Genomic DNA, 20,649 nt, shown 5'->3' with positions numbered 1-20,649 from the left:
GCCCGGGCGTCGCGGTTTTCACGCCGCCCCGACTTGCACTAGAGTGCGGGCCCTGATCGCGGACACGACCCGGCCGCCGCGGCGGGCGGCCCCGGCCGCGCCACCACGGAGGTCCGCCCGTGCCGGATGTCCTCGCGCCAGCGCCGGCTGCCGAGATGCCTGAGGACGCCGATGCCCTGCGGGCCGCGCTCGCCGCCGCGCCGCTGCCCTCGCTCCTGGTCGCGCCCGGGCCGGAGGGCGTCGTGCGCTTCGCCAACCCGGCCGCCGGACGGCTGCTCGCCGGCGCGCCCGGGACGGTCGCCGCCCTCGGCGCCGAGCCGGAGGCGGAGGCGGCCCTGCGCGCGCTCCTGGCGGCCGGCGGGCCGGGCAGCGCCGAGGTGCCGCTGCGCCGGCACGACGGCGCGACGCTCTGGGCGGCGCTGCACCTCTCGCCGCTGCCGGGCGACGGGGGCGCCGGCCTGATCCAGATCGTCGAGACCTCGCGGTGCCGCGACCTCGAGGTCTCCCTGGCCCTGGCGCAGAGGCGCGAGGCGCTGGGGCAGCTCACCAACGGCGTCGCGCACGAGTTCAACAACCTGCTGCAGATCCTCGTCGGCTACGTCGACGGCCTGCGCCGGCGCCTCGGCGAGCATCCGGACGCCTTCGTGCAGCGCGCGCTGAGCCGCTCGACCGACGCCGCCGAGCGCGCCTCGGCGCTGACCCGCCATCTCCTGGCCTTCTCGCGCAGGCACCGGCCCGAGCCCCGGCCGGTCGACCTCAACGCGCTGCTGCGCGATTGCCGCGAGCGGGCCGCCGGGCTGCTCGGCACGGCGGTCGCCCTCGACCTCGACCTCGCCGACGACCTGTGGATCGCCTGCGTCGATCCGGTCCAGACCGAGCTGATCCTGCAGATCCTGCTGCGCAACGCCGCCGAGGCGATGCCGGCGGGCGGGCGCGTCACCGTCGAGACCCGCAACCACGGCGGCGAGGGCGTCGCCGCCGACGGGGCGGCGGGGCGCCACGTCGCGCTCAGCGTGACCGATACCGGCGCCGGCATGGCGCCGGAGGTGCTGGCCCGGGCGCTGGAGCCGTTCTTCACCACCCGCGAGCCCGGCCGCGGCACCGGCCTCGCCATCCTCAACGCGGTGGTCAAGCGCCAGAACGGCGCCGTCGCCCTGCGCAGCCGGCCCGGCGAGGGGACCTGCGTGCGCATGACCTTCCCGGCCGCGGAGGCGCCGCGGCTGCGTCTCCAACGAAGTGCCTCGGGTCGATAATCCCGATCGTCGCAAAAATTTATCGCTTGGCAGATCTGGCGGCGATCGGTGACTCTTCATCGGGTGTAGTTACAACCGGGCCGGCATCCGGCGCGATGCCTCCCTTCTACTGCGCCACCCATGCCCCCATATGTGCGATCGGGGGCCTGGACGACCCTCACTGGTGATTGCGCGAGGCTGAGACGAACCGATGATGACCACCTTCACCCGCGGCCGCCGGACGGCGGTGGCCTTCGGCCTGGCGGCCCTGATGGCCGTGGCGGCGACGGCCGGCGAGGCGCGTCCCGGCAGCGGCTCCTCCATGGGTTCGCGCGGCTCCCGCACCTATTCGGCGCCGGCCCCGACCACGACCGCCCCCGGCGCCCCGGCGCCGATGCAGCGCTCGATGACCCAGCCCGGCTCGTCGATGGGCGCCCCGGCCGCGCCGCAGCGCCGCTTCGGCGGCGGCTTCTTCGCCGGCCTCCTCGGCGCGGGCCTCCTCGGCGCGCTGGTCGGCGGCGGCTTCTTCGGCGGGCTGGGCGGCATCGCCTCGTTCCTCGGCCTGCTGCTCCAGGTCGGCCTGCTGGTCGGCGTGGTGATGCTGGCCCTGCGCTTCTTCCGCCGCCGCCGGGCCGAGCCGGCCATGGCGGGCGCCTATCAGCGCAGCGGCCCGGCCTCCGGTCCCGGCGGTCCGCTCGGCGGCACGGGTGGCAACATGACGGGTGGCAACCTGGGCGGCGGCCTCGGCGGCGGTCTGGGCGGCATGCTCGGCGGCGGCGCGGCGGCGCAGCAGGCCCGCCCGCCCAAGCGCGACGAGGTCGGCATCGGCCCGCAGGATTTCGACGCCTTCGAGCGCACCCTGAGCCAGGTCCAGCTCGCCTACGGCGCCGAGGACGCCGCCACCCTGCGCCGTCTCACGACGCCGGAGATGTTCGGCTATTTCGGCGAGGAGATCCGGGCCAACGCCGCCCGCGGCGTGGTCAACAAGATCGCCGACGTGAAGCTGCAGCAGGGCGACCTCGCCGAGGCCTGGCGCGAGGGCCCGGTCGATTACGCCACCGTGGCGATGCGCTACACCCTGCGCGACGCGCTGATCGAGCGCGCCAGCGGCAAGGTCGTCGAGACCAACCCGCCCGAGGCGACGGAGGTCTGGACCTTCCTGCGCGAGCGCGGCGGCCCGTGGGTGGTCTCGGCCATCCAGCAGACGCGATAACCCGCGTTTCGCGGGGAGCGATGCTCCCCGCCGATCAAACACGGCCCTCGGCCCTCGCGGATCGGGGGCTTTTTTCCAGGCGGCGCCCCTTTGTCCGTCGCCGGGCCGCGGTTGTCCTCAGAGCACCCGCGCCATCGCGACGAACCCCTCGACCGGGACCTCCTCGGCCCGCGCCGTCTCCGGGATCCCGGCGGCGGCGAGCAGGCGGGCCGGATCGGGCGTCGCCGCCTTCAGGCTCTGGCGCAGCATCTTGCGGCGCTGGCCGAAGGCGGCGCCGGTCACGGTCTCGAGCGCCCGGACCCGGCAGGGCAGGGGCTCGGGCCGCGGCACCAGCCGCACCACGCTCGAGGTGACCTTCGGCGGCGGCACGAAGGCGGAGGGCGGCACGTCGAACAGGATCTGCGCCTTGGTGCGCCAGCCGCACAGGACGCCGAGCCGGCCGTAATTCGCCCGGTCGCCCTCGTCGGCGACGATGCGCTCGGCGACCTCGCGCTGGAACATCAGGGTCAGCGAATCCCACCACGGCGGCCAGGCCTCCGCGGTGAGCCAGCCGGTGAGGAGCTGGGTGCCGACATTGTAGGGCAGGTTCGCGACGATGCGGGCCGGACCCTCGCCGATCAGCGGCCGGGGGTCGAAGGCGAGCGCGTCGGCCTCCACCACCTCCAGCCGCCCGGGGTAATGCGCGGCGATCTCCGCGAGCGCCGGCAGGGCGCGGGGGTCGCGCTCGATCGCGATCACGCGGGCCGCACCGTGCATCAGCAGCGCCCGGGTCAGGCCGCCGGGGCCGGGGCCGACCTCGACCACCGTCACGCCCTCGAGCGGCCCGGCCGCCCGGGCGATCCGCCCGGTGAGGTTCAGGTCGAACAGGAAGTTCTGGCCGAGCGAGCGGCGCGGCAGCAGGTCGTGCGCCTGCACCACCTCCCGCAGCGGCGGCAATCCGTCCTGGGCGCTCACGCCGCGATTCCTTTCCGGTCCTGGATCTCGGGCGACCGGGTCAGCCGACCGGCGAGCCTGAGGGCCGCCACCAAGCTGTCGGGCTTCGCCAGCCCCTTGCCGGCGATGTCGAAGGCGGTGCCGTGATCCGGCGAGGTGCGCAGGAACGGCAGGCCGAGAGTCACGTTCACGCCCTCGTCGAAGGCGAGGGTCTTGATCGGGATCAGCGCCTGGTCGTGGGTCGGCGCGAGCGCCACGTCGTAGGTCGCCCGCGCCCGGGCGTGGAACAGCGTGTCGGCCGGGTGCGGGCCGGTGATGGCGATGCCCTCCGCCTGCAAGGACGCGACCGCCGGTGCCAGCACGTCGCGGTCCTCGGTGCCCATCGTGCCGGCCTCGCCGGCATGCGGGTTGAGCCCGGCGAGCACGAGGCGCGGTCTGGCCAGCCCGAAGCGGGTTCGCATGTCGTGGTCGACGATGCGGGCGGTCTCGACCACGAGATCCGTGGTGAGGAGGTCGGGCACACGGCGTAACGGCACGTGGATCGTCACCGGCACCACCGCCAGCGTCTCGGACCACAGCAGCATCACGGGTGTCGGCCCGGTCGCGCCGGGCGGGGCGGCGAGCGCCGCCAGGTACTCGGTATGGCCGGGATGGCGGAAGCCCGCCTCGTAGAGCACGTGCTTGGCGATCGGGTTGGTGACGAGGGCGGGGGCGCGGCCGGCCTGCACCAGCCGCACCGCCTCGTCGATCGACGCGAGGGTGGCGGCGGCGCTCGCCGGATCCGGCCGGCCGGGCTCGGCCGCGACGGCGAGGCCGCCCGGCAGCGGCACCACCGGCAGGGCGCGTCCGAACGCCTCCGCCGCCGTCTCGGGCGTAACGTCAGCGAGCGGCACCGCGAGGCCGAGCCGGGCGGCGATCCGCGCCAGGAAACCGGGGTCGGCGATGACGAAGAACGGCGCCAGGCCGTGCTCCTCCCGGGCGAGCCAGGCCCGCAGGGTGATCTCCGGGCCGATCCCGGCCGGATCGCCCTGTGTCAGCGCAAGGGCTGTGGTCATCGCGGGGATCCCCGTCCGTCGTGGCGCATCCCCGCGCCATGGCATCCCGGCTCCCGCCGGGCAAGCGCCCCGCACGATGCCGGGCGAACCTTCCGTCGCGGCCGTGGTTGGTTCCGGGCACCCTTCGGCGAGCAGACCTCCGGATCGTCCCGACCCATGGCAAGCGTCGCCTTCGACACGCTGACGTTCGCCCGGACCCTGCGCGACAAGGTGCAGCTGTCCCCCGAGCAGGCGGAAGGGTTCGCCGTCGCCGTGCCCGAAGCCGTTCAGGGGGATCTCGCGACGAAGAGCGATCTGCACAGCCTGGATACCGGGCTCCGGAACGAGATGCAGGCCCTTCGCACCGAGTTGAAGAACGACATTCAGACGCTCCGGACCGAGCTGAAGAACGACATGCAGACGCTCCGGACCGAGTTCAAATCCGAGCTGCGCGAGTCGGAGTCGCGCCTCGAGACCAGGCTGGAGCGTCAACGGTCCGAGATCGTCAAGTGGATGTTCGGGACGATCGGATTTCAGACGCTGATCATCCTGAGCGCGGTGATCGCCCTGGTGCGCGTCGTCGGACCCTGATCGGCGCGCTCCGGCATCCGGAGCGCGCCCCTCCCGTCACCGGGCCGTCGCGATGCCGTCCGCCGTCGTGGTGGTGCTGAGGTTCTGGCGGAAATTCGCCTCGCCGAGGGTGCGCAGCTCGATCCGCAGCAGGAAGGTGCGGTTGCGCTCGCGCAGGCCCGACGCCGTCTCGATCGGCGACGACAGGTAGTTGAGCGAGATCGTCGTGCACTCGTCGCGGTAGCCTACGCCGAAGCCCGACGACGAGACGTAGAACTTGTCGGGCCGGTCGTAGGTCGGCGCAGTGCCGACCGGGTTGAGGAAGTAGGCCTGGGCCGCCGTGGCGTAGAACTCGCGCACCTGGAGGTAGTGCGAGAGGTCGAACAGCACCGAGCCGGTGACGAACCAGTTCGGCGTGACGTTGTAGAGCGCGGAGGCCTGCAGGCCCTCGCGGCGGCGGTCGTAGCCGAGTTCGGGCTGCGCCTCGTAGCGGGCGTAGATCAGCGAGGTCTCGAGCGGCAGGAACGGCGCGAACTTCGCCGTCACGCCGCTCTCGAAGCGCTTGAGCGCGAAGGTGCTGTTGTCGAACCGGGCCCGGGTGATGAAGCTGATGTTCTGGTTCGGCGAGACCTGGAAGCGCGAGACGAAGTCCGAGCCGGTGGTCTCGAGGCCGGAATCGCGGCCGACATTGACGATGTCGCCGCGGCGGAACGAGTTGACGCCGGCGAGCGCGATCGACTCGCCGAACATCGCGTTCATGTAGAACCCGTTGCGGCCGGTGATCGAGTATTCGGCGCCGAGATTGGCGCGCACGCCGCCCTCGACCCGGTCGTAGCCCGAGAACTTGTCCCACTGGAACAGCGAGGTGTCGTCGAAGACGAGGCTCTGGGCGTCCTCGTTCGGCAGGCGGCCGATATGGGTCTCGCTCGGGCGCGCGATCACCTGGGCGATCGGCGACACGGTGTGGACGCCGAGCGGGCCGAAATCGGCGACGAAGGGATAGCGGTACTCGAGGCCGACCGCCGGCATCACCCGGCCGGAGAAGTTCGAGTCCGGCGAGAACAGGTTGCTGATCTCGTTGTTCTGGTAGCCGGTCGTGCTCGGGTTCACGAAGAAGGCGTCGCCGCGCAGGTAGGCGAAGGGCTGCCAGCGCTGGCCGAACTCGTCCGTGAAGGTGCGCCGCCACGACACCTGGGCGGTCGCCCGGGTGGTGTCGCCGGCGAGCCCGCTCACCAGGCACTGGCCGCGCTCGAACACCGAGCAGGTGCTGTAGAGCGGGAAGGTGATGCCGTTGACGCTCGGGCTTAAGAGGTAGGTGCTGGTGCGCGGGATCTGGGTGTACTGGGTCGCGTCCCGGGTCAGGTGCTGGAAGTTGGCCTGGAACCGCACCTCGCCGCCGATCGGGTCGGGCCCGTCGCGGCGCTTGTCGTAGTCGATCACCGGGGCGACCACCGGCTGCTGCTTCTGCCAGTCGAAGGTCGACAGGCCCTTGAAGTAGTAGCCTCGCGCCTCGAACCACGACCGGTCGCCCTGGCCGATCAGGAAGGCGGTGGAGACCGCCTCACGGAAGTAGTCCGTGCTGATCGTCTGGTTGCGGATGCGGTAATTGTCGAGGAACCACTTGTCGGTGACGCCGACGACGTCCCAGCCGGCACGCCATTGCTGGCCGAGATAGAACTGGCCGGCCGATTCGATCGAGCCGCGGAAGTCGCGGTCGCCGGAGCCGAGGGGGCCGGGCAGGAACGCGCTCGGGGTCGACTGGAAGATGCCGCTGACCCGGACGTTGTAGAACCCGTTGGCGAGGCGCTGGCGCCACTCGGCCTGGCCGAGCACGCCCTGCTTCGACAGGAAGGTCGGCTCGACCGTGAGGTCGTAATCGGGCGCGATGTTCCAGAAGAACGGCGTGCCGATGCCGTAGCCGAGCACGTTCGAGGACACGAAGTGCGGCGCCAGGAAGCCGGTCTCGCGCCGCACCGTCTGGTCGGGCGAGTAGAAGTACGGCAGGTAGGCGATCGGGATGCCGGCCACCTCGAGGGTCGAATCCTCGTAGTAGATCCGGCGCTCCTCGTTGTTGTGGATGATCCGCGCCGCCTTGATCTGCCACAGCGGCGGCCGCTCGGGATGGTCCTTGCACGGCTCGCAGGCGGTGTAGGTGCCGTACTCGAAGGTCGAGGTCTGGCCCTCGACGCGCTCGCCGCGCGGGGCCGAGAACCGCACCCGGGCCGGGCGGCCGCGCTGCTCGATCGGCTGCTCGATGCGCAGCGAGTCGATGAAGCCGGACTTGAAGTCGTCGGTCAGCTCCATCCGGTCGCCGGTCACGACCGAGCCGGTCTGGTCGGTGAGGCGGACGTTGCCCTCGGCGAAGACCCGGCCGGTGTTGCGGTCGTAGCGGACGCGGTCGGCCAGCAGGGTGCGCGGGCCGTAATGCAATTCGGCATTGCCGACCGCCGAGACCGTGTTGCGGTCGTTGTCGTAGACGAGCTCCTTGGCCTCGACGAGCAGGCGCTCGGAATTGCCGCCCTTGGCGGCGTTCTTGGCCGATCCCGCCGCCAGGCGGTCGTTGAGCGTGCCTTGCGCGTGCGCAAGGCCGCTCGCGCCTGCCGTGACGGCAGCCGCCAGCAGGACCGTCAGGGATCCCGTGACCGCGGCACCCGCGGCCTTACGCACGACTCGACCCATCCCTGCACCCGCTATGCCCGCGCCGCCTTGCCGGAGGTTGGGCATTCAGCCGTCCTCCAGGTGCAGAAGCGCGAGCGTTCCGAGAAGACTCCCTACCACGGCCGGGAACCACGCCGCCACCGGCGCCGCGACCAATCCAGAGGCTCCTAGGCCCTCCATCACCTGGCGTGCCACGTAGAGCACGAAGCCCGCCGCGACGCCGCCGAGGACCATCTTGCCGATGCCACCAAAGCGGAAGAACCTTAATGAAACCGATGCCGCCACCAGCACCATCGCCAGGAACAGCACCGGCCGCGCCATCAGCACGTCGTACTGGAGGCGGTAACGGGTGGCGTCGAGTCCCGCCCGCTCGGTCCGGGCGATCGTCTGGCTCAGTTGCCAGAAAGGCACGGATTCCGGCGGGGTGAAGCGCTGGCGCACCTGCGAGGGATCGAGCGTCGAGGCGATCAGGTAGGTGTCGTAGCTCTGCGGCTCCTGGTCGAGCCCCTGGACGCGGACGTCCTGCAGCTCCCAGTAGCCGTCGTGCAGGGTGGCCCGGGCCGCCTGCATCTGCTGTGCGAAGGCCCCCGAATCGTCGAAGGTGAACACCGCGACGCCGGCGAGCGTGGTCGTGCCCTCGACCGCGGTCTCGGCCCGGATGATCGCCTGGCCGTCGATGCTGCGCTGGCGGATCCACAGGTCCTTGCCGGACCCCGCCTTCGACGAGCGGGCGAAGATCTTGGCCTCGATCTCGGTCGAGCGCTGCTTCAGCTCGGCCGAGACCGGGTTGTAGACCCCGATCGTGAAGGCGCCGATGCCGAGCGCCACGAGCGCGCCGGGCTGCAGGAACTGCCAGGCCGAGATGCCGGCGGCGCGCGCCACCACCAGCTCGAGCTTGCGGCTGAGCTGGAGCAGCGCCGCCATGGCGCCGAACAGGATCGCGAAGGGCAGGACCTGCTCGGCGACCGCCGGCGTGCGGAAGAGCGCGAGCCGCGCCATCACGGCGGCCGAGGCGCCCTCGGCATCGCCGGCGCGCCGCATCAGCTCGACGAAGTCGAGGGTGTAGACGAGGGCGAAGACCGTGAGGAAGACCCCCAGGATCATCCGCAGGAAGCGGGCCGCCAGGTAGCGGCCGAGGGTGGCGCCGATCAGCATGGCGGCTCAGCCCGCCCGCGCCCGCAGGCGCCGCACCGGCAGCGCCGCCGAGAGCCGGCGCAGCCGCGCGGCGAGCGCGGCGTTGAAGGCCCGCACCCGGTTGCCCTGGTAGGCGACGACGAGGGAGAGCGCGATCGCGGCGAGCGGCGCGGCGTAGACCGCGACCACCGCCCCCTGGCTGCGGACCGCCGCGCTCGAGGCGGCGAAGCCCGCGATGCGCAACCCGACCACGGCGAGGATCGCGCCCGCGACCGCCATGCTCCGGCCCTGCCGGGTGGTGCGCGGATCGCCGAGCGCCGCGAAGGCGATCAGCCCGAGCGCCAGGGGATAGAGCCAGGAGGACAGCCGGTCGTGCAGCTCGGCCCGGAACCGGCCCTTGGTCAGCTTGTAGTAGGTCTCGTTGGCGTCCGGGAACATGAGCTGCACCGTCGAGCGCTCCCGCGGCTTGTAGATCGTGTCGGCGTCGGGCGGGGTGAAGGCCGCCAGGTCCACGGCGTAGCGCTGGAAGGTGATGATCGAGGAATCGCGGCTGCCCGGCTGCTGGCGGTGGATGCTGCCCTTCTCGAGCACGAGGTAGGTCTGCCCGTCGAGGTCGACCGCCTGGCCGCGCTCGGCGAGGTAGACCACCGTCTTCCCGGCCTCGCGCCGGTCCTGCATGAAGATGCCGAGCAGGGCCCCGTTCGGCGCCCGCTCGCGGAAGTGGAAGGTGATGCCGCTGTCCAGCGTGGTGAACTGCCCCTCCTTGACGACGTTGGCGATGAAGTCGCCGCGCACCCGGGTGAGCACGTCGCGCAGCTCCTGGAAGCTCGACGGCATCACCTGGATGGTCAGGAAGCCGATCGCGGCGCTGACCACGAGGGCGAGGGTCAGGAACGGCCGCATCAGGTGGCGCGGCGACATGCCGGCGGCGCTCATCACGATCAGCTCGGAATCGCCGTTGAGCTTGTTGAGCGCGTAGACCACCGCGATGAACAGCGCGACCGGCGCGATCACGGTGATGAGGGTCGGCAGCGACAGGCCGGTGATCAGGAAGAAGATCAGCAGCGTCTGGCCCTTGGCGGTGATCAGGTCCAGCTCGCGCAGGGCCTGCGTCACCCAGATCACGCCGGTGAGGCCGATCAGGCACGACAGGAACGCCCCGAAGGCGATGCGGAAGATGTATCGCTCGATCTGCTTCATCGGCCGGTTGCGGTCGGGCCCCCTCCCGCGTCGATGCTGGTTAGGCGCCCCCCGCCGGCCGCACAAGCACCGGCCGTCCTCAAGCACGGCAAGTGCGGCCTTTTGCGGGCGGGCGCGCTGATGGGGTCACAGGTGCACGGCGCGCGCACCCGGTCGCGTTGCCTTCCGGCAGCCCGCCCCGCTACACAGGGACCGACGCGGCGCCCGCAGAGGCGCGCTTCCTTGACGACGGGACGAAAGCAACGCCATGGCGGACGGCATCAGCATCGAGATCGAAACCCTCGCCGCGTCGGGCGCGGTCCTCAAGCCCGGCGGCGACCTCGTGCTGTTCGTGGGCGAGGACCTCGCCCTGTCGCCGCGGGCGGCCGAGATCGCCGGCCCGGGCGCGGCCGAGCTCGTGACCCGCGCGGCCGGCGCCGAGCGGTTCAAGGGCAAGGCGTCGAGCGCCCTCGTCATCGCCGTCCCGGCGGGCCTGTCGGCCGAGCGGCTGGTGGTGATCGGCACCGGCTCCGAGGAGGCGGCCTCCCGCGACTGGGCGACGCTCGGCGGCTTCACCGCCGGCAAGGTCGGCAGCCGGCCGGCGACCGTGGTGCTCGAATGGCCCGGCACCGCGCCGGGCACGGACGAGGTCGCGGCCTTCTCGCTGGGTGCCCGCCTGCGCACCTACAAGTTCGACCGCTACAAGAGCAAGAAGTCGCCCGAGGGCGAGGAGACCGGCGGGGGAGGGCGGCTGACCCTGCTGGTGCCCGAGAATGCCGGGCTGAAGAAGGCGCTGCGCGGGTCGGACGGGCTCGCCGAGGGCGTGATCCTCGCCCGCGAGCTCGTCAACGAGCCGCCGAACGTCCTCGACCCGGAGGAGTTCGCCCGCCGCGCCTCCGCGCTCGAGAAGCTCGGCGTCGAGATCGAGGTCCTCGACGAGAAGGACATGAAGAAGCTCGGCATGCGGGCGCTGCTCGCCGTCGCGCAGGGCTCGGCCAAGGAGGCCCGGGTCGTCATCATGCGCTGGAACGGGGCTGAGGACGCCTCCGAGGCGCCGGTGGCCTTCATCGGCAAGGGCGTGACCTTCGATTCCGGCGGCGTCTCCATCAAGGGGAGCGGCGGCATGGAGGACATGAAGGGCGACATGGCGGGCGCCGCCTGCGTCGTCGGCCTGATGCACGCGCTCGCCAGCCGCAAGGCCAAGGTCAACGCGCTCGGCGCCATCGGCCTCGTCGAGAACATGCCCGACGGCAAGGCCCAGCGCCCGGGCGACATCGTCACCTCGATGTCGGGCCAGACGATCGAGATCATCAACACCGACGCCGAAGGCCGCCTGGTGCTCGCCGACGTGCTCTGGCACGTCCAGCAGAGCTACAAGCCCCGCTTCATGATCGACCTCGCGACCCTGACCGGCGCGATCCTGGTGGCGCTCGGCCAGGAATTCGCCGGCATGTTCTCGAACAACGACGAGCTGGCCGGGCGCCTGGCGGCGGCGGGCGAGGCCACCGGCGAGAAGGTCTGGCGCATGCCGCTGGCCCCCGGCTTCGACAAGCTGATCGAGTCGAAGTTCGCCGACATGAAGAACACCGGCGGCCGCCACGGCGGCTCGGCCACGGCGGCGCAGTTCCTCAAGCGCTACGTCAACGACGTGCCGTGGATCCACCTCGACATCGCCGGCGTCGGGATGGGCTCGCCGGCGACCGAGACCAACCGCTCCTGGGGCTCGGGCTGGGGCGTGCGCCTCCTCGACCGCCTCGTGCGCGACCATTACGAGGCGTGAGCGCCGGCACCCCCGTTGCCGCCCCGGCGCTTCCCGTCCTGGCGCCTCCCGTCCTGGCGCCCCTCGGGGCTGCCCTCGCAGCGGTGGCGCTCGTCGCCGCCGCCGGCACCGATCAGGGCAGCCTCGACGCGGCGGGGTTCGGGCAATACGCCTACGGCTTCTTCGCCGACCGCTACCCGCTGTTCTTCCCGGCCATCGCGTACGGGGCCGCGCGGGCGCTGCTGCTGCCCGTGGCGGCGCCCGGATGGCGGGGCTGGCTCGGCGCGCTCCTCGGCCTCGCCCTGGTGCTCGGCCTCTCGCTGCACCCGACCTATGGCGGGCTGGTGCTGCGCACCGGCTACGCGGTCGGCAGCGTCGCCTTCCTGTCCGGCCAGCCGGCCCCGGTCGCGCAGGGGCTCGGGATCGTCACCACGGCGGCGGTCTTCGGCCTCGCCATCGGCCTCCCCGCCCTCGTCGCCCGCGGGCTGCCGCGCCGCGGCGACCGGTGGCACTCGCTCGGCCGGGGGCTCCTGCGCTTCGGCGCGCTCGCCTTCGCCGTCGCGGTGCTGGCGGCCGCGCGGGATCTCGGCCTTGCCGGATTCCCGCGCCGGCCGCTCTCGGGCGCGCAGGCGGCCCTGGCCGGCGGCCTCGTGCTGGCGGCGTTCCTGCCCCACGCCGCCCTCTCCTCCGCCGTCTTCCGCCGCCGCGCCTCCGGCCCATCGGTTGAAACGCCCCGGGGGAGCGGCTAACCGGGAGGAAAGCCGGGCCCGACGAGGCGACCGGAGCCGGGGAGGGCGGAGTTCATGGGCAAGGGGTCGAGCGCGATGGAACCGAACACCCCGCCGCGGCCCTGGCTCGCCGCCTATCCGGCCGGCGTCCCGGCGGAGATCGAGCTCGCGCGCCTCGGCACCCTGGTCGAGCTGATCGAGACCGCGACGCAGCGCTTCGCCGACCGTCCGGCCATCACCTGTTTCGGCGCCTCCCTGACCTTCGCCGACCTTCGCCGCGAGGGCGAGGCGATGGCCGCCTGGCTCCAGGGCCAGGGCGTCGCCAAGGGCGACCGGGTCGCCCTGATGATGCCGAACGTGCCGGCCTTCCCCGTTGCCCTCGTCGGCGCGCTGCTCGCCGGCGCCACGGTGGTCAACGTCAACCCGCTCTACACCCCGCGCGAGCTGACCCACCAGCTGCGCGATGCCGGCGCCCGGGTGCTGGTGGTGCTGGAGAATTTCGGCCACACGGTCGCCGAGGCCCTGCCGGAGCTGCCGGGCCTCGAGCGCGTCGTGGTGGCGGGCGCCGGCGACGGGCTCGGGCTCAAGGGCTCGCTGATCACCCTGGCGGCGCGCCACCTCAAGAAGGCGGTGCCGGCCTTCGACCTGCCGGGGTCGCGCCGCACGAGCTTCAAGGCGGCGCTGGCGGCCGGGCGCAAGGCGAGCTTCCGGCCGGTGACGGTCGGCCCCGACGACCTCGCCTTCCTGCAATATACCGGCGGCACCACCGGCGTGTCGAAGGGGGCGATGCTCACCCACCGCAACGTCGCCGCCAATGTCGAGCAGAGCCGGGTCTGGTTCGGCATGCGCGACGACGAGGGCCCGGGGCGGGTGATGGTGACGGCGCTGCCGCTCTACCACATCTTCGCGCTGACCTGCTGCTTCTTCTTCATGATGCGGCTCGGCGCCTGCTGCCTGCTGGTGCCGAACCCGCGCGACATCGGCGGCTTCGTAGGCTTGCTGCGCAAGAGCCGCTTCACCAACCTGTCGGGCGTCAACACCCTGTTCAACGCGCTCCTCAACCATCCCGAGATCGGGAAGGTCGACTGGTCGCGGCTCGAGCACGCCATCGCGGGCGGCATGGCGATGCAGGGCCCGGTGGCCAGGCGCTGGAAATCCGTGACCGGCCAGCCGGTGATCGAGGGCTACGGCCTGTCGGAGACCTCGCCGGTGGTCTCGATCAACCCGCCGACGCTCCACGACTGGTCGGGCACCATCGGCTACCCGGTGCCCTCGACCGAGGTCTGCATCCGCGACGCTGCCGGCACCACCCTGCCGGCGGGCCAGCCCGGCGAGCTCTGCGTGCGCGGGCCGCAGGTGATGGCCGGCTACTGGAACCGGCCCGACGAGACCGCCCGGGCGATGACCCCGGACGGTTTCTTCCGCACCGGCGACATCGCGGTGATCGAGCCCGAGGGCCAGGTCCGCATCGTCGACCGGATGAAGGACATGATCCTGGTCTCGGGCTTCAACGTCTATCCGAACGAGGTCGAGGACGTGATCGCCGCCCATCCGGGCGTGCTCGAGGTCGCGGTGGTGGGCGAGCCCGCGGCGGAGACCGGCGAGAGCGTCGTCGCCCACGTGGTGCGGCGCGACCCCGACCTCACCGCCGAGGCCTTGCGCGCCTATGCCCGCGAGGGATTGACCGCCTACAAGGTGCCCCGCCGCTTCGTCTTCCGCGACAGCCTGCCGAAGACCAATGTCGGCAAGGTGCTGCGGCGCGCGCTGCGGGACGGGGAGGGGTGATCGGCACCGCGGCGTCCGGGACGGCCCCGGACGCCGCGTGCCGCCTCACGCCTTCGAACGGATCCGTTCGGAGGCGCAAGGCGTGAGGGTATCACTCGGCCGGGGGCCGCGCGCTCTCGCGGAACGGATGCGCCGGATAGGTGCCGATGATCCGCAGCGCGCTCGAGAAATACCCGAGCTCGTCGAGCGCCCGGCGCAACGACGGCTCCTCCGGGTGGCCGTCGACCTCGGCGTAGAACTGGGTCGCGGTGAACTGGCCCTCGACCATGTAGCTCTCGAGCTTGGTCATGTTGACGCCGTTGGTGGCGAAGCCCCCGAGCGCCTTGTAGAGCGCCGCCGGGATGTTGCGCACCCGGAACATGAAGCTCGTCACCGTCGGGCCGGAGCCTGCCGGCGGCACCGCCGGCTCGCGGGAGAGCACGACGAAGCGGGTGGTGTTGTGCTCCTCGTCCTCGACGTTCTCGGCCAGGATGGAAAGGCCGTAGATCTCGGCGGCGAGCCGCGGCGAGAGCGAGGCGCGGGTGCGGTCGCCGGCCTCCGCGACCTGGCGGGCGGCGCCGGCGGTGTCGGGCGCGACGACCGCCTTCAGGCCGAGGCGCCGGATGATCTTGCGGCACTGGCCGAGCGCGTGGACGTGGCTGTGCACGGTGCGGATCTCCTCGAGCCGCACGCCCGGCAGGGCCATGAGCTGGAAGCGGATCGGCAGGAACTGCTCGCCGATGATGTGCAGCCCCGAGGCCGGCAGCATGTGGTGGATGTCGGCGACGCGGCCGGCGATCGAGTTCTCGATCGGGATCATGCCGAGGGCCGCCGAGCCGTCCTGCACCGCCGTCAGCGCGTCCTCGAAGGTGGCGCAGGGCAGCGGCGTCCAGTCCGGATAGGCGTCGTTGATGATGATGTGCGAGTTGGCGCCGGGCTCGCCCTGGTAGGAGATCGTTCGGTTCATCGCGTGCGCTTTCGGGAGGTCAGTTCAGGCGCCGGGCGGCCAGGACGGCGCGGGCGCGCTCGAGGTCGTGGGGGGTGTCGACGCCGAGGGGCACGTCGTCGACCACCACCGCGTCGATGCGCATGCCGGCCTCGAGCGCCCGCAGCTGCTCGAGCTTCTCGCGCAGTTCGAGCGGGCTCGGCGGCAGCGACACGAAGCGGTCGAGCGCCCGGCGGCGATAGGCGTAGAGGCCGATATGGTGGAGGAGCGGCCCGTCGCCGTAGGGCGCGGTGGCGCGGGTGAAGTAGAGCGCCCGTAAGCGCCCGGGCGCGACCTCCGAGCCGACCAGCTTGACGACGCTCGGCTCGGTGCGCTCCTCGGGCCGGGTGATGACGGCGCAGAGCGTCGCGATGTCGACCGCCCGGTCGGCCAGCGGCGCGACCGAGGCGGCGATCGCCGCCGGGTCGATCGTCGGCAGGTCGCCCTGCACGTTCACCACCACGTCGTGGCGCCCCTCCGGGTCGATCGTCTCCAGCGCCTCGGCCAGCCGGTCGGAGCCCGACGGGTGATCGGGCCGGGTCATCACCGCGAGCCCGCCGGCGGCCTCCACCGCCTGCACGATGGCGGGCGTGTCGGTGCAGACCACCACCGGGCCGATGCCGGCCTCCATCGCCCGGCGCCAGACATGCACGATCATCGGCGCGCCGGCGATGTCGGCCAGCGGCTTCTCGGGCAGGCGGGTGGCCGCGAGGCGGGCGGGGATCAGGACGAGGGGATCGGACATCGGCGATTCAGGAGGGATGACGGTCCGGTGGCCCGGCAAGGCGCGGGTCTTAGCAGCGCCCGCCGGGCTTGTCATGGCGGGGCGGCCGGGCCGGCACCGTGGCGCTGTCCACACGCCGGTCGTCTGCGACGAACCGACGATGTTTAGAGCCATTGTCAACGGTGTCGCAGAACGGCTAAGCACCGGCGGACTGTCAGAGCGGCGCGGCGCCGGGCCGTGCCTCGAATCGCCCCTGCTCACCGGAGCATCGGAGCTGCCGAGAATGGATTCCTTCGAGCTTAACAAGATCGCCGGCGCAGTGCTCGGCGCCCTGCTCCTCGCGATGGGGACGGGGTTCCTGGCCGAGCTGATCTACAAGCCGAAGCCGGCGGGTGATCGCGGCTACGCGCTGCCCGCCGCCGAGGAGAATGCCGGCGCCGCCGCGCCCGCCGCCGCCAAGGAGGAGCCGCTTCCCGTGCGCCTCGCCAGCGCCGACGCCGCCAAGGGCCAGGCCGCCGCCAAGAAGTGCATGGCCTGCCACAGCTTCGAGAAGGGCGGCCCGAACAAGGTCGGCCCCGACCTCTACGGCGTCGTCGAGCGCCCGAAGGGCAGCCACGAGGGCTTCAACTACTCCGCCGCCATGAAGGCCAAGGGCGGCAACTGGACCTACGAGGACCTCGACCACTTCCTCCACGGCCCGAAGGCCTTCGTGCCGGGCACGATCATGGCGTTCGCGGGCGTGCCGTCGGGTACCGAGCGGGCCGACATCCTGGCCTACCTCAAGACCCTGTCCGAGAAGCCGGTCGACTTCCCCAAGCCCTGATCGGCTCCGGGACCGTCCGCGGGATGCAGCGAGGCCGGGCGAGAGCCCGGCCTTTTTCGCGTCCGCCCCATACCCCTGCGCCGACGCGCCCGGGTTGGCGCGAGCCCCCCCGGCGACCTAGAACGGTGGGAGAGACCGTTTCCACCGGAGGATCGCCCCGCGTGATCGCACGCCCCCTCACTCGCCGCGCCGCCCTCGCCGCCTCGCTGGCGGGCCTCGCCGCCGTCCCGTCCCGGCTCCGCGCGCAAGGCGCGCCGCCGGCCGGGAGCGCCGCGGCCTCGGGCGACGGCTGGCGCCACGGCCTGTCGCTCCTCGGCGAGCCGAAATACCCGGTGGGCTTCACGCATTTCGACTACGCCGACCCGAACGCCCCGAAGGGCGGGCTGGTGCGGTTCGGCTCGCAGGGGTCGTTCGACAACTTCAACCTGATCGTCGCCGGGGTGAAGGGCGACCTCGAGAGCCAGATCCCGCTGATCTACGACACCCTGCTGGCCCAGGCCCAGGACGAGGCCTCGACCTATTACGGCCTGCTCGCCGACGGCGCGCGCCCGGCCGACGACCTCGGCAGCGTCGTCTACCGCCTGCGGCCGGAGGCGCGCTGGCACGACGGCCGGCCGGTGACGCCGGACGACGTGGTGTTCTCCTTCGACGTGCTGAAGGAGAACAGCCCGCAATACTCGGCCTACTACCACAACGTGACGAAGGCCGAGGCGACCGGGCCGCACGAGGTCACCTTCACCTTCTCGGAGAAGGGCAACCGCGAGCTGCCCCAGATCGTCGGCCAGCTGCCGGTGCTGCCCAGGCACTGGTGGCAGGGCAAGGACGCGAGCGGAAAGACCCGCAACCCGACCGAGACGACGCTCGAGATCCCGCTCGGCTCCGGCCCCTACCGGCTCGCCCGGTTCGAGGCCGGCCGCACCGCGGTCTACGAGCGGGTGCCGGATTACTGGGGCCGCGACCTCGCCGTGAACCGCGGCCTGAACAACTTCGACACCCAGCGCGCCGAGTATTTTCGCGATGCGACGGTGATGATCGAGGCGTTCAAGGCCGACCAGTTCGACTGGCGCACCGAGAACATCGCCCGCAACTGGGCCACCGCCTATGACGGCTTCCCGGCCGTGCGCGAGGGACGGATCGTCAAGGAGGAATTCCCGCAGGCCGGCATGGGCATGATGCAGGCCTTCACCCTCAACCTGCGGCGCAGGAAGTTCGCCGACGAGCGGGTGCGCCGCGCCTTCAACCTCGCCTTCGACTTCGAGGAGATGAACCGCACCCTGTTCTACGGGCTCTACCGCCGTGTCGATTCGTACTTCTTCGGCACCGAGCTGGCCTCGTCCGGCCTGCCCGAGGGCCGCGAGCGGGCGATCCTCGAGAGCGTCAAGGACAAGGTGCCTGCCTCCGTCTTCACCACGCCCTACAGGAACCCGGTCAACGGCAGCGCGGAAGCGGTGCGCGCCAACCTCCGCGAGGCGGTGAAGCTGTTCCAGGAGGCGGGCTACGAGATCCGCGGCAACCAGATGGTCGAGAAGGCGAGCGGCCAGCCCTTCACCCTCGAATTTCTCGGCTACGACAACTCGGCCGAGCGGGTCGTGCTGCCCTACCGCGCCACCCTGGAGCGCATCGGCCTCAAGGTCTCCCTGCGGGTGGTCGATTCGGCCCAGTACCAGAACCTGGTGCGCAGCTTCGACTTCGACGCGCTCGCGCTCAGCTCCTGGCCCGAATCGCTCTCGCCCGGCAACGAGCAGCGCGATTTCTGGGGCTCGGCCGCCGCCGACCGGCCGGGCTCGCGGAACCTCGCCGGCATCAAGGATCCGGGAGTCGACGCGCTCATCGACAAGGTGATCTACGCCGGCGACCGCGACGAGCTGGTGGCGGCGACCCGGGCGCTCGACCGGGTGCTGCTCGCCCACAACTACGTCGTGCCGCAATGGTCCTCGCCCGTGTCGCGGACCCTGCGCTGGAACCGCTTCGCCCATCCGGCGGTGCTGCCGAAATACGGCGCCTCGGGCTTCCCGACGACGTGGTGGTACGACCAGGGCCTCGCCGCCAAGACCGGGGCGGCGCGGTGATGCGCCGGCGCAGCTTCCTGGCCGGGAGCGGAGCGGCGCTCGTCGCCTCCCGCCTCCCGGCCCTGGCGGACGCCCCCGAGCGCCACGGCCTGTCGAGCTTCGGCGACCTGAAATACCCGGCCGGCTTCCCGCGCTTCGACTACGTCGACCCGCTGGCGCCGAAGGGCGGCACCTTCGCGGCGCAGCTCTCGACGACCACCGGCAACCAGGCCTTCGAGACCTTCAACACCCTCAACATCTACGTGCTGAAGGGCGACGGCGCCGCCGGCATGGACCTGACCTTCGACAGCCTGATGGTCCGGGCCCTCGACGAGCCGGACGCGCTCTACGGCCTCGTCGCCCGCGGCGTCACGATCGGCGACGACGGCCTGTCCTACCGGTTCTCGCTGCGGCCGCAGGCCCGCTTCCACGACGGCGCGCGGCTCACCGCCCGCGACGTCGCCTTCTCGATCGCGACCCTCAAGGAGAAGGGCCATCCGCGGGTCGCCGCGGTCCTGCGCGACGTCGCCGGGGCGACGCCGGAGGGCGACGACGCGGTGACGGTGCGCTTCGCGCCCGGTGGCAGCCGCGACCTGCCGCTCATCGTCGCCGAATTGCCGATCTTCTCCGAGGCCTATTGGCGCGGACGCGACTTCGAGGCCTCGACGCTGGAGCCGCCGCTCGCCTCCGGGCCCTACCGGGTCGCCCGCTTCGAGGTCGGGCGCTTCATCGCCTTCGAGCGCGTCGCCGATTACTGGGGCGCCGACCTGCCGGTGACGGTCGGCCAGAACAACTTCTCGGAGATCCGCTACGAGTACTTCCGCGACCGCGACGTGGCGTTCGAGGCGTTCAAGGCCGGCACCTTCACCTGGCGGGAGGAATTCACCTCGCGGGTCTGGGCCACCGGCTACGACTTCCCGGCCGCCCAGGAGGGCCGCGTCAAGCGCGAGACCGTGCCGGATCACACGCCCTCGGGCACGCAAGGCTGGTTCCTCAACACCCGCCGGGCGGTCTTCCGCGATCCCCGCATCCGCGAGGCGATCGGGCTCGCCTTCGACTTCGAGTGGTCGAACCAGAACCTGATGTACGGCGCCTACAAGCGCACCGCCTCGTTCTTTGAGAATTCCGACCTGAAGGCGGAGGGGATGCCCTCGCCGGCGGAACTGGCGCTGCTGGAGCCGTTCCGGGGCCGGGTGCCCGACGAGGTCTTCGGCGAGCCGGTCGCGCCGCCGCGCTCGGACGGGTCGGGCCAGGACCGGGCGCTGCTGCGCCGGGCCGACACGCTGCTGCGCCAGGCCGGCTGCACCCGCGACGGCGGCGTGATGAAGCTGCCGGACGGCCAGCCGCTCGCCTTCGAGTTCCTGGATTCCTCGCCGGTCTTCCAGCCGCTGCTGCAATCCTACATCAAGAACCTGTCCCTGCTCGGCATCCGGGCGAGCTCGCGCCTCGTCGATGCGGCGCAGTACCAGGCGCGGCTCAAGGATTTCGACTTCGACGTGGTCTCGACCCGCTTCGGCGGCTCGGTCACCCCGGGCGCCGCCCTGCGCGAGGTATATGGCAGCCGTGCCGCCACGGTGCCGGGCTCGCAGAACCTCGCCGGCATCGAGAGCCCGGCCGCCGACGCGATGCTCGACCGCATCGCCGATGCCGGCTCGCGGGCGGACCTCACCACCGCCTGCCGCGCCCTCGACCGGGTGCTGCGGGCCGGGCGCTACTGGGTGCCGATGTGGTACGGCGCCACCCACCGCCTGGCTTTGTGGGACCTCTACGGGCGCCCGCGCGAGTTGCCGAGATACGGCCTCGGCGTCCCGACCCTGTGGTGGCACGACGCCGAGAAGGCGCGAAAGATCGGACGGACCTGACAC

16 protein-coding genes are annotated in these 20,649 nt (G+C 72.0%); 9 read left to right on the top strand and 7 right to left on the bottom strand.

Features of this window, described 5'->3' with window-relative positions; all coding sequences use genetic code 11:
• Positions 1-155: 155 nt before the first annotated feature.
• Together A5481_RS21775 and A5481_RS21770 are read left to right on the top strand one after the other, a co-directional pair.
• Positions 156-1,253 carry an ATP-binding protein gene (locus A5481_RS21775; protein ID WP_048433344.1) on the top strand — a complete coding sequence of 366 codons (1,098 nt, stop codon included), beginning with the start codon at positions 156-158 and terminating at the stop codon, positions 1,251-1,253.
• Positions 1,254-1,443: 190 nt separating this feature from the next.
• Complete coding sequence (locus A5481_RS21770) at positions 1,444-2,445, top strand: TIM44-like domain-containing protein (protein WP_048433343.1); 1,002 nt, start codon at positions 1,444-1,446, stop codon at positions 2,443-2,445.
• A 117-nt stretch (positions 2,446-2,562) separates the two neighbouring features.
• Here A5481_RS21770 and rsmA read toward each other — a convergent pair whose 3' ends face one another.
• Together rsmA and pdxA are read right to left on the bottom strand one after the other, a co-directional pair.
• Positions 2,563-3,399, bottom strand: coding sequence for a 16S rRNA (adenine(1518)-N(6)/adenine(1519)-N(6))-dimethyltransferase RsmA (gene rsmA, locus A5481_RS21765; protein WP_048433342.1), 837 nt, complete (start codon positions 3,397-3,399; stop codon positions 2,563-2,565).
• Positions 3,396-4,433: a 4-hydroxythreonine-4-phosphate dehydrogenase PdxA gene (gene pdxA, locus A5481_RS21760; RefSeq protein ID WP_048433341.1), complete on the bottom strand. Its 1,038-nt coding sequence runs from the start codon at positions 4,431-4,433 to the stop codon at positions 3,396-3,398. Before pdxA ends, rsmA begins: the two co-directional genes overlap by 4 nt.
• Positions 4,434-4,589: 156 nt before the next feature.
• Here pdxA and A5481_RS21755 point away from each other — a divergent pair, with 156 nt between their 5' ends.
• Positions 4,590-5,003, top strand: coding sequence for a CCDC90 family protein (locus tag A5481_RS21755; protein ID WP_048433340.1), 414 nt, complete (start codon positions 4,590-4,592; stop codon positions 5,001-5,003).
• Between the two features lie 36 nt (positions 5,004-5,039).
• On the opposite strand, the gene A5481_RS21750 is transcribed toward A5481_RS21755, so the two are convergent.
• From A5481_RS21750 to lptF, 3 genes are read right to left on the bottom strand one after another with little or no spacing between them, the layout of a single operon-like run.
• Positions 5,040-7,706, bottom strand: coding sequence for an LPS-assembly protein LptD (locus tag A5481_RS21750; protein WP_048433339.1), 2,667 nt, complete (start codon positions 7,704-7,706; stop codon positions 5,040-5,042).
• Positions 7,707-8,795: an LPS export ABC transporter permease LptG gene (gene lptG / locus A5481_RS21745; RefSeq protein WP_048433338.1), complete on the bottom strand. Its 1,089-nt coding sequence runs from the start codon at positions 8,793-8,795 to the stop codon at positions 7,707-7,709. It abuts the gene before it with no gap.
• Between the two features lie 6 nt (positions 8,796-8,801).
• Entirely contained in the window at positions 8,802-9,974 is a 1,173-nt protein-coding gene (gene lptF / locus A5481_RS21740; protein WP_048433337.1) for an LPS export ABC transporter permease LptF, read from the bottom strand.
• Positions 9,975-10,221: 247 nt separating this feature from the next.
• On the opposite strand from lptF, the gene A5481_RS21735 reads away from it, so the two are divergent.
• From A5481_RS21735 to A5481_RS21725, 3 genes are read left to right on the top strand one after another with little or no spacing between them, the layout of a single operon-like run.
• Positions 10,222-11,733 carry a leucyl aminopeptidase gene (locus A5481_RS21735; RefSeq protein WP_048433336.1) on the top strand — a complete coding sequence of 504 codons (1,512 nt, stop codon included), beginning with the start codon at positions 10,222-10,224 and terminating at the stop codon, positions 11,731-11,733.
• The gene (locus A5481_RS21730; RefSeq protein ID WP_048433335.1) at positions 11,730-12,461 is read left to right on the top strand and encodes a hypothetical protein; all 732 of its coding nucleotides are present in this window, start codon (positions 11,730-11,732) and stop codon (positions 12,459-12,461) included. The genes A5481_RS21735 and A5481_RS21730 overlap by 4 nt, the downstream gene beginning before the upstream one ends.
• 54 nt (positions 12,462-12,515) lie before the next feature.
• Entirely contained in the window at positions 12,516-14,225 is a 1,710-nt protein-coding gene (locus A5481_RS21725) for an AMP-binding protein (protein WP_082173050.1), read from the top strand.
• Between the two features lie 91 nt (positions 14,226-14,316).
• Here the strand turns inward: A5481_RS21725 and A5481_RS21720 are convergent, their stop codons facing one another.
• A complete protein-coding gene (locus A5481_RS21720) occupies positions 14,317-15,171 on the bottom strand; it encodes a prephenate dehydratase (protein WP_048433334.1) in 855 nt (284 codons plus the stop codon).
• A 19-nt stretch (positions 15,172-15,190) separates the two neighbouring features.
• The gene (locus A5481_RS21715) at positions 15,191-15,934 is read right to left on the bottom strand and encodes a 3-deoxy-manno-octulosonate cytidylyltransferase (RefSeq protein WP_048433333.1); all 744 of its coding nucleotides are present in this window, start codon (positions 15,932-15,934) and stop codon (positions 15,191-15,193) included.
• Between the two features lie 262 nt (positions 15,935-16,196).
• On the opposite strand from A5481_RS21715, the gene A5481_RS21710 reads away from it, so the two are divergent.
• The 3 genes from A5481_RS21710 (at position 16,197) to A5481_RS21700 (ending at position 20,646) form a co-directional block, all read left to right on the top strand.
• Positions 16,197-16,736, top strand: a complete 540-nt coding sequence (locus A5481_RS21710) for a c-type cytochrome (RefSeq protein WP_048433332.1) — start codon at positions 16,197-16,199, stop codon at positions 16,734-16,736.
• A gap of 161 nt (positions 16,737-16,897) precedes the next feature.
• Positions 16,898-18,805 carry an extracellular solute-binding protein gene (locus A5481_RS21705; protein WP_048433331.1) on the top strand — a complete coding sequence of 636 codons (1,908 nt, stop codon included), beginning with the start codon at positions 16,898-16,900 and terminating at the stop codon, positions 18,803-18,805.
• A complete protein-coding gene (locus tag A5481_RS21700) occupies positions 18,805-20,646 on the top strand; it encodes an extracellular solute-binding protein (RefSeq protein ID WP_048433330.1) in 1,842 nt (613 codons plus the stop codon). The genes A5481_RS21705 and A5481_RS21700 overlap by 1 nt, the downstream gene beginning before the upstream one ends.
• Positions 20,647-20,649 lie beyond the last annotated feature (3 nt).

Source organism: Methylobacterium platani, assembly GCF_001653715.1.
Taxonomy (GTDB): Bacteria; Pseudomonadota; Alphaproteobacteria; order Rhizobiales; family Beijerinckiaceae; genus Methylobacterium; species Methylobacterium platani.
The sequence above is the reverse complement of the archived record's forward strand: the minus strand, read 5'-3'. Positions and strand labels throughout refer to the sequence as shown.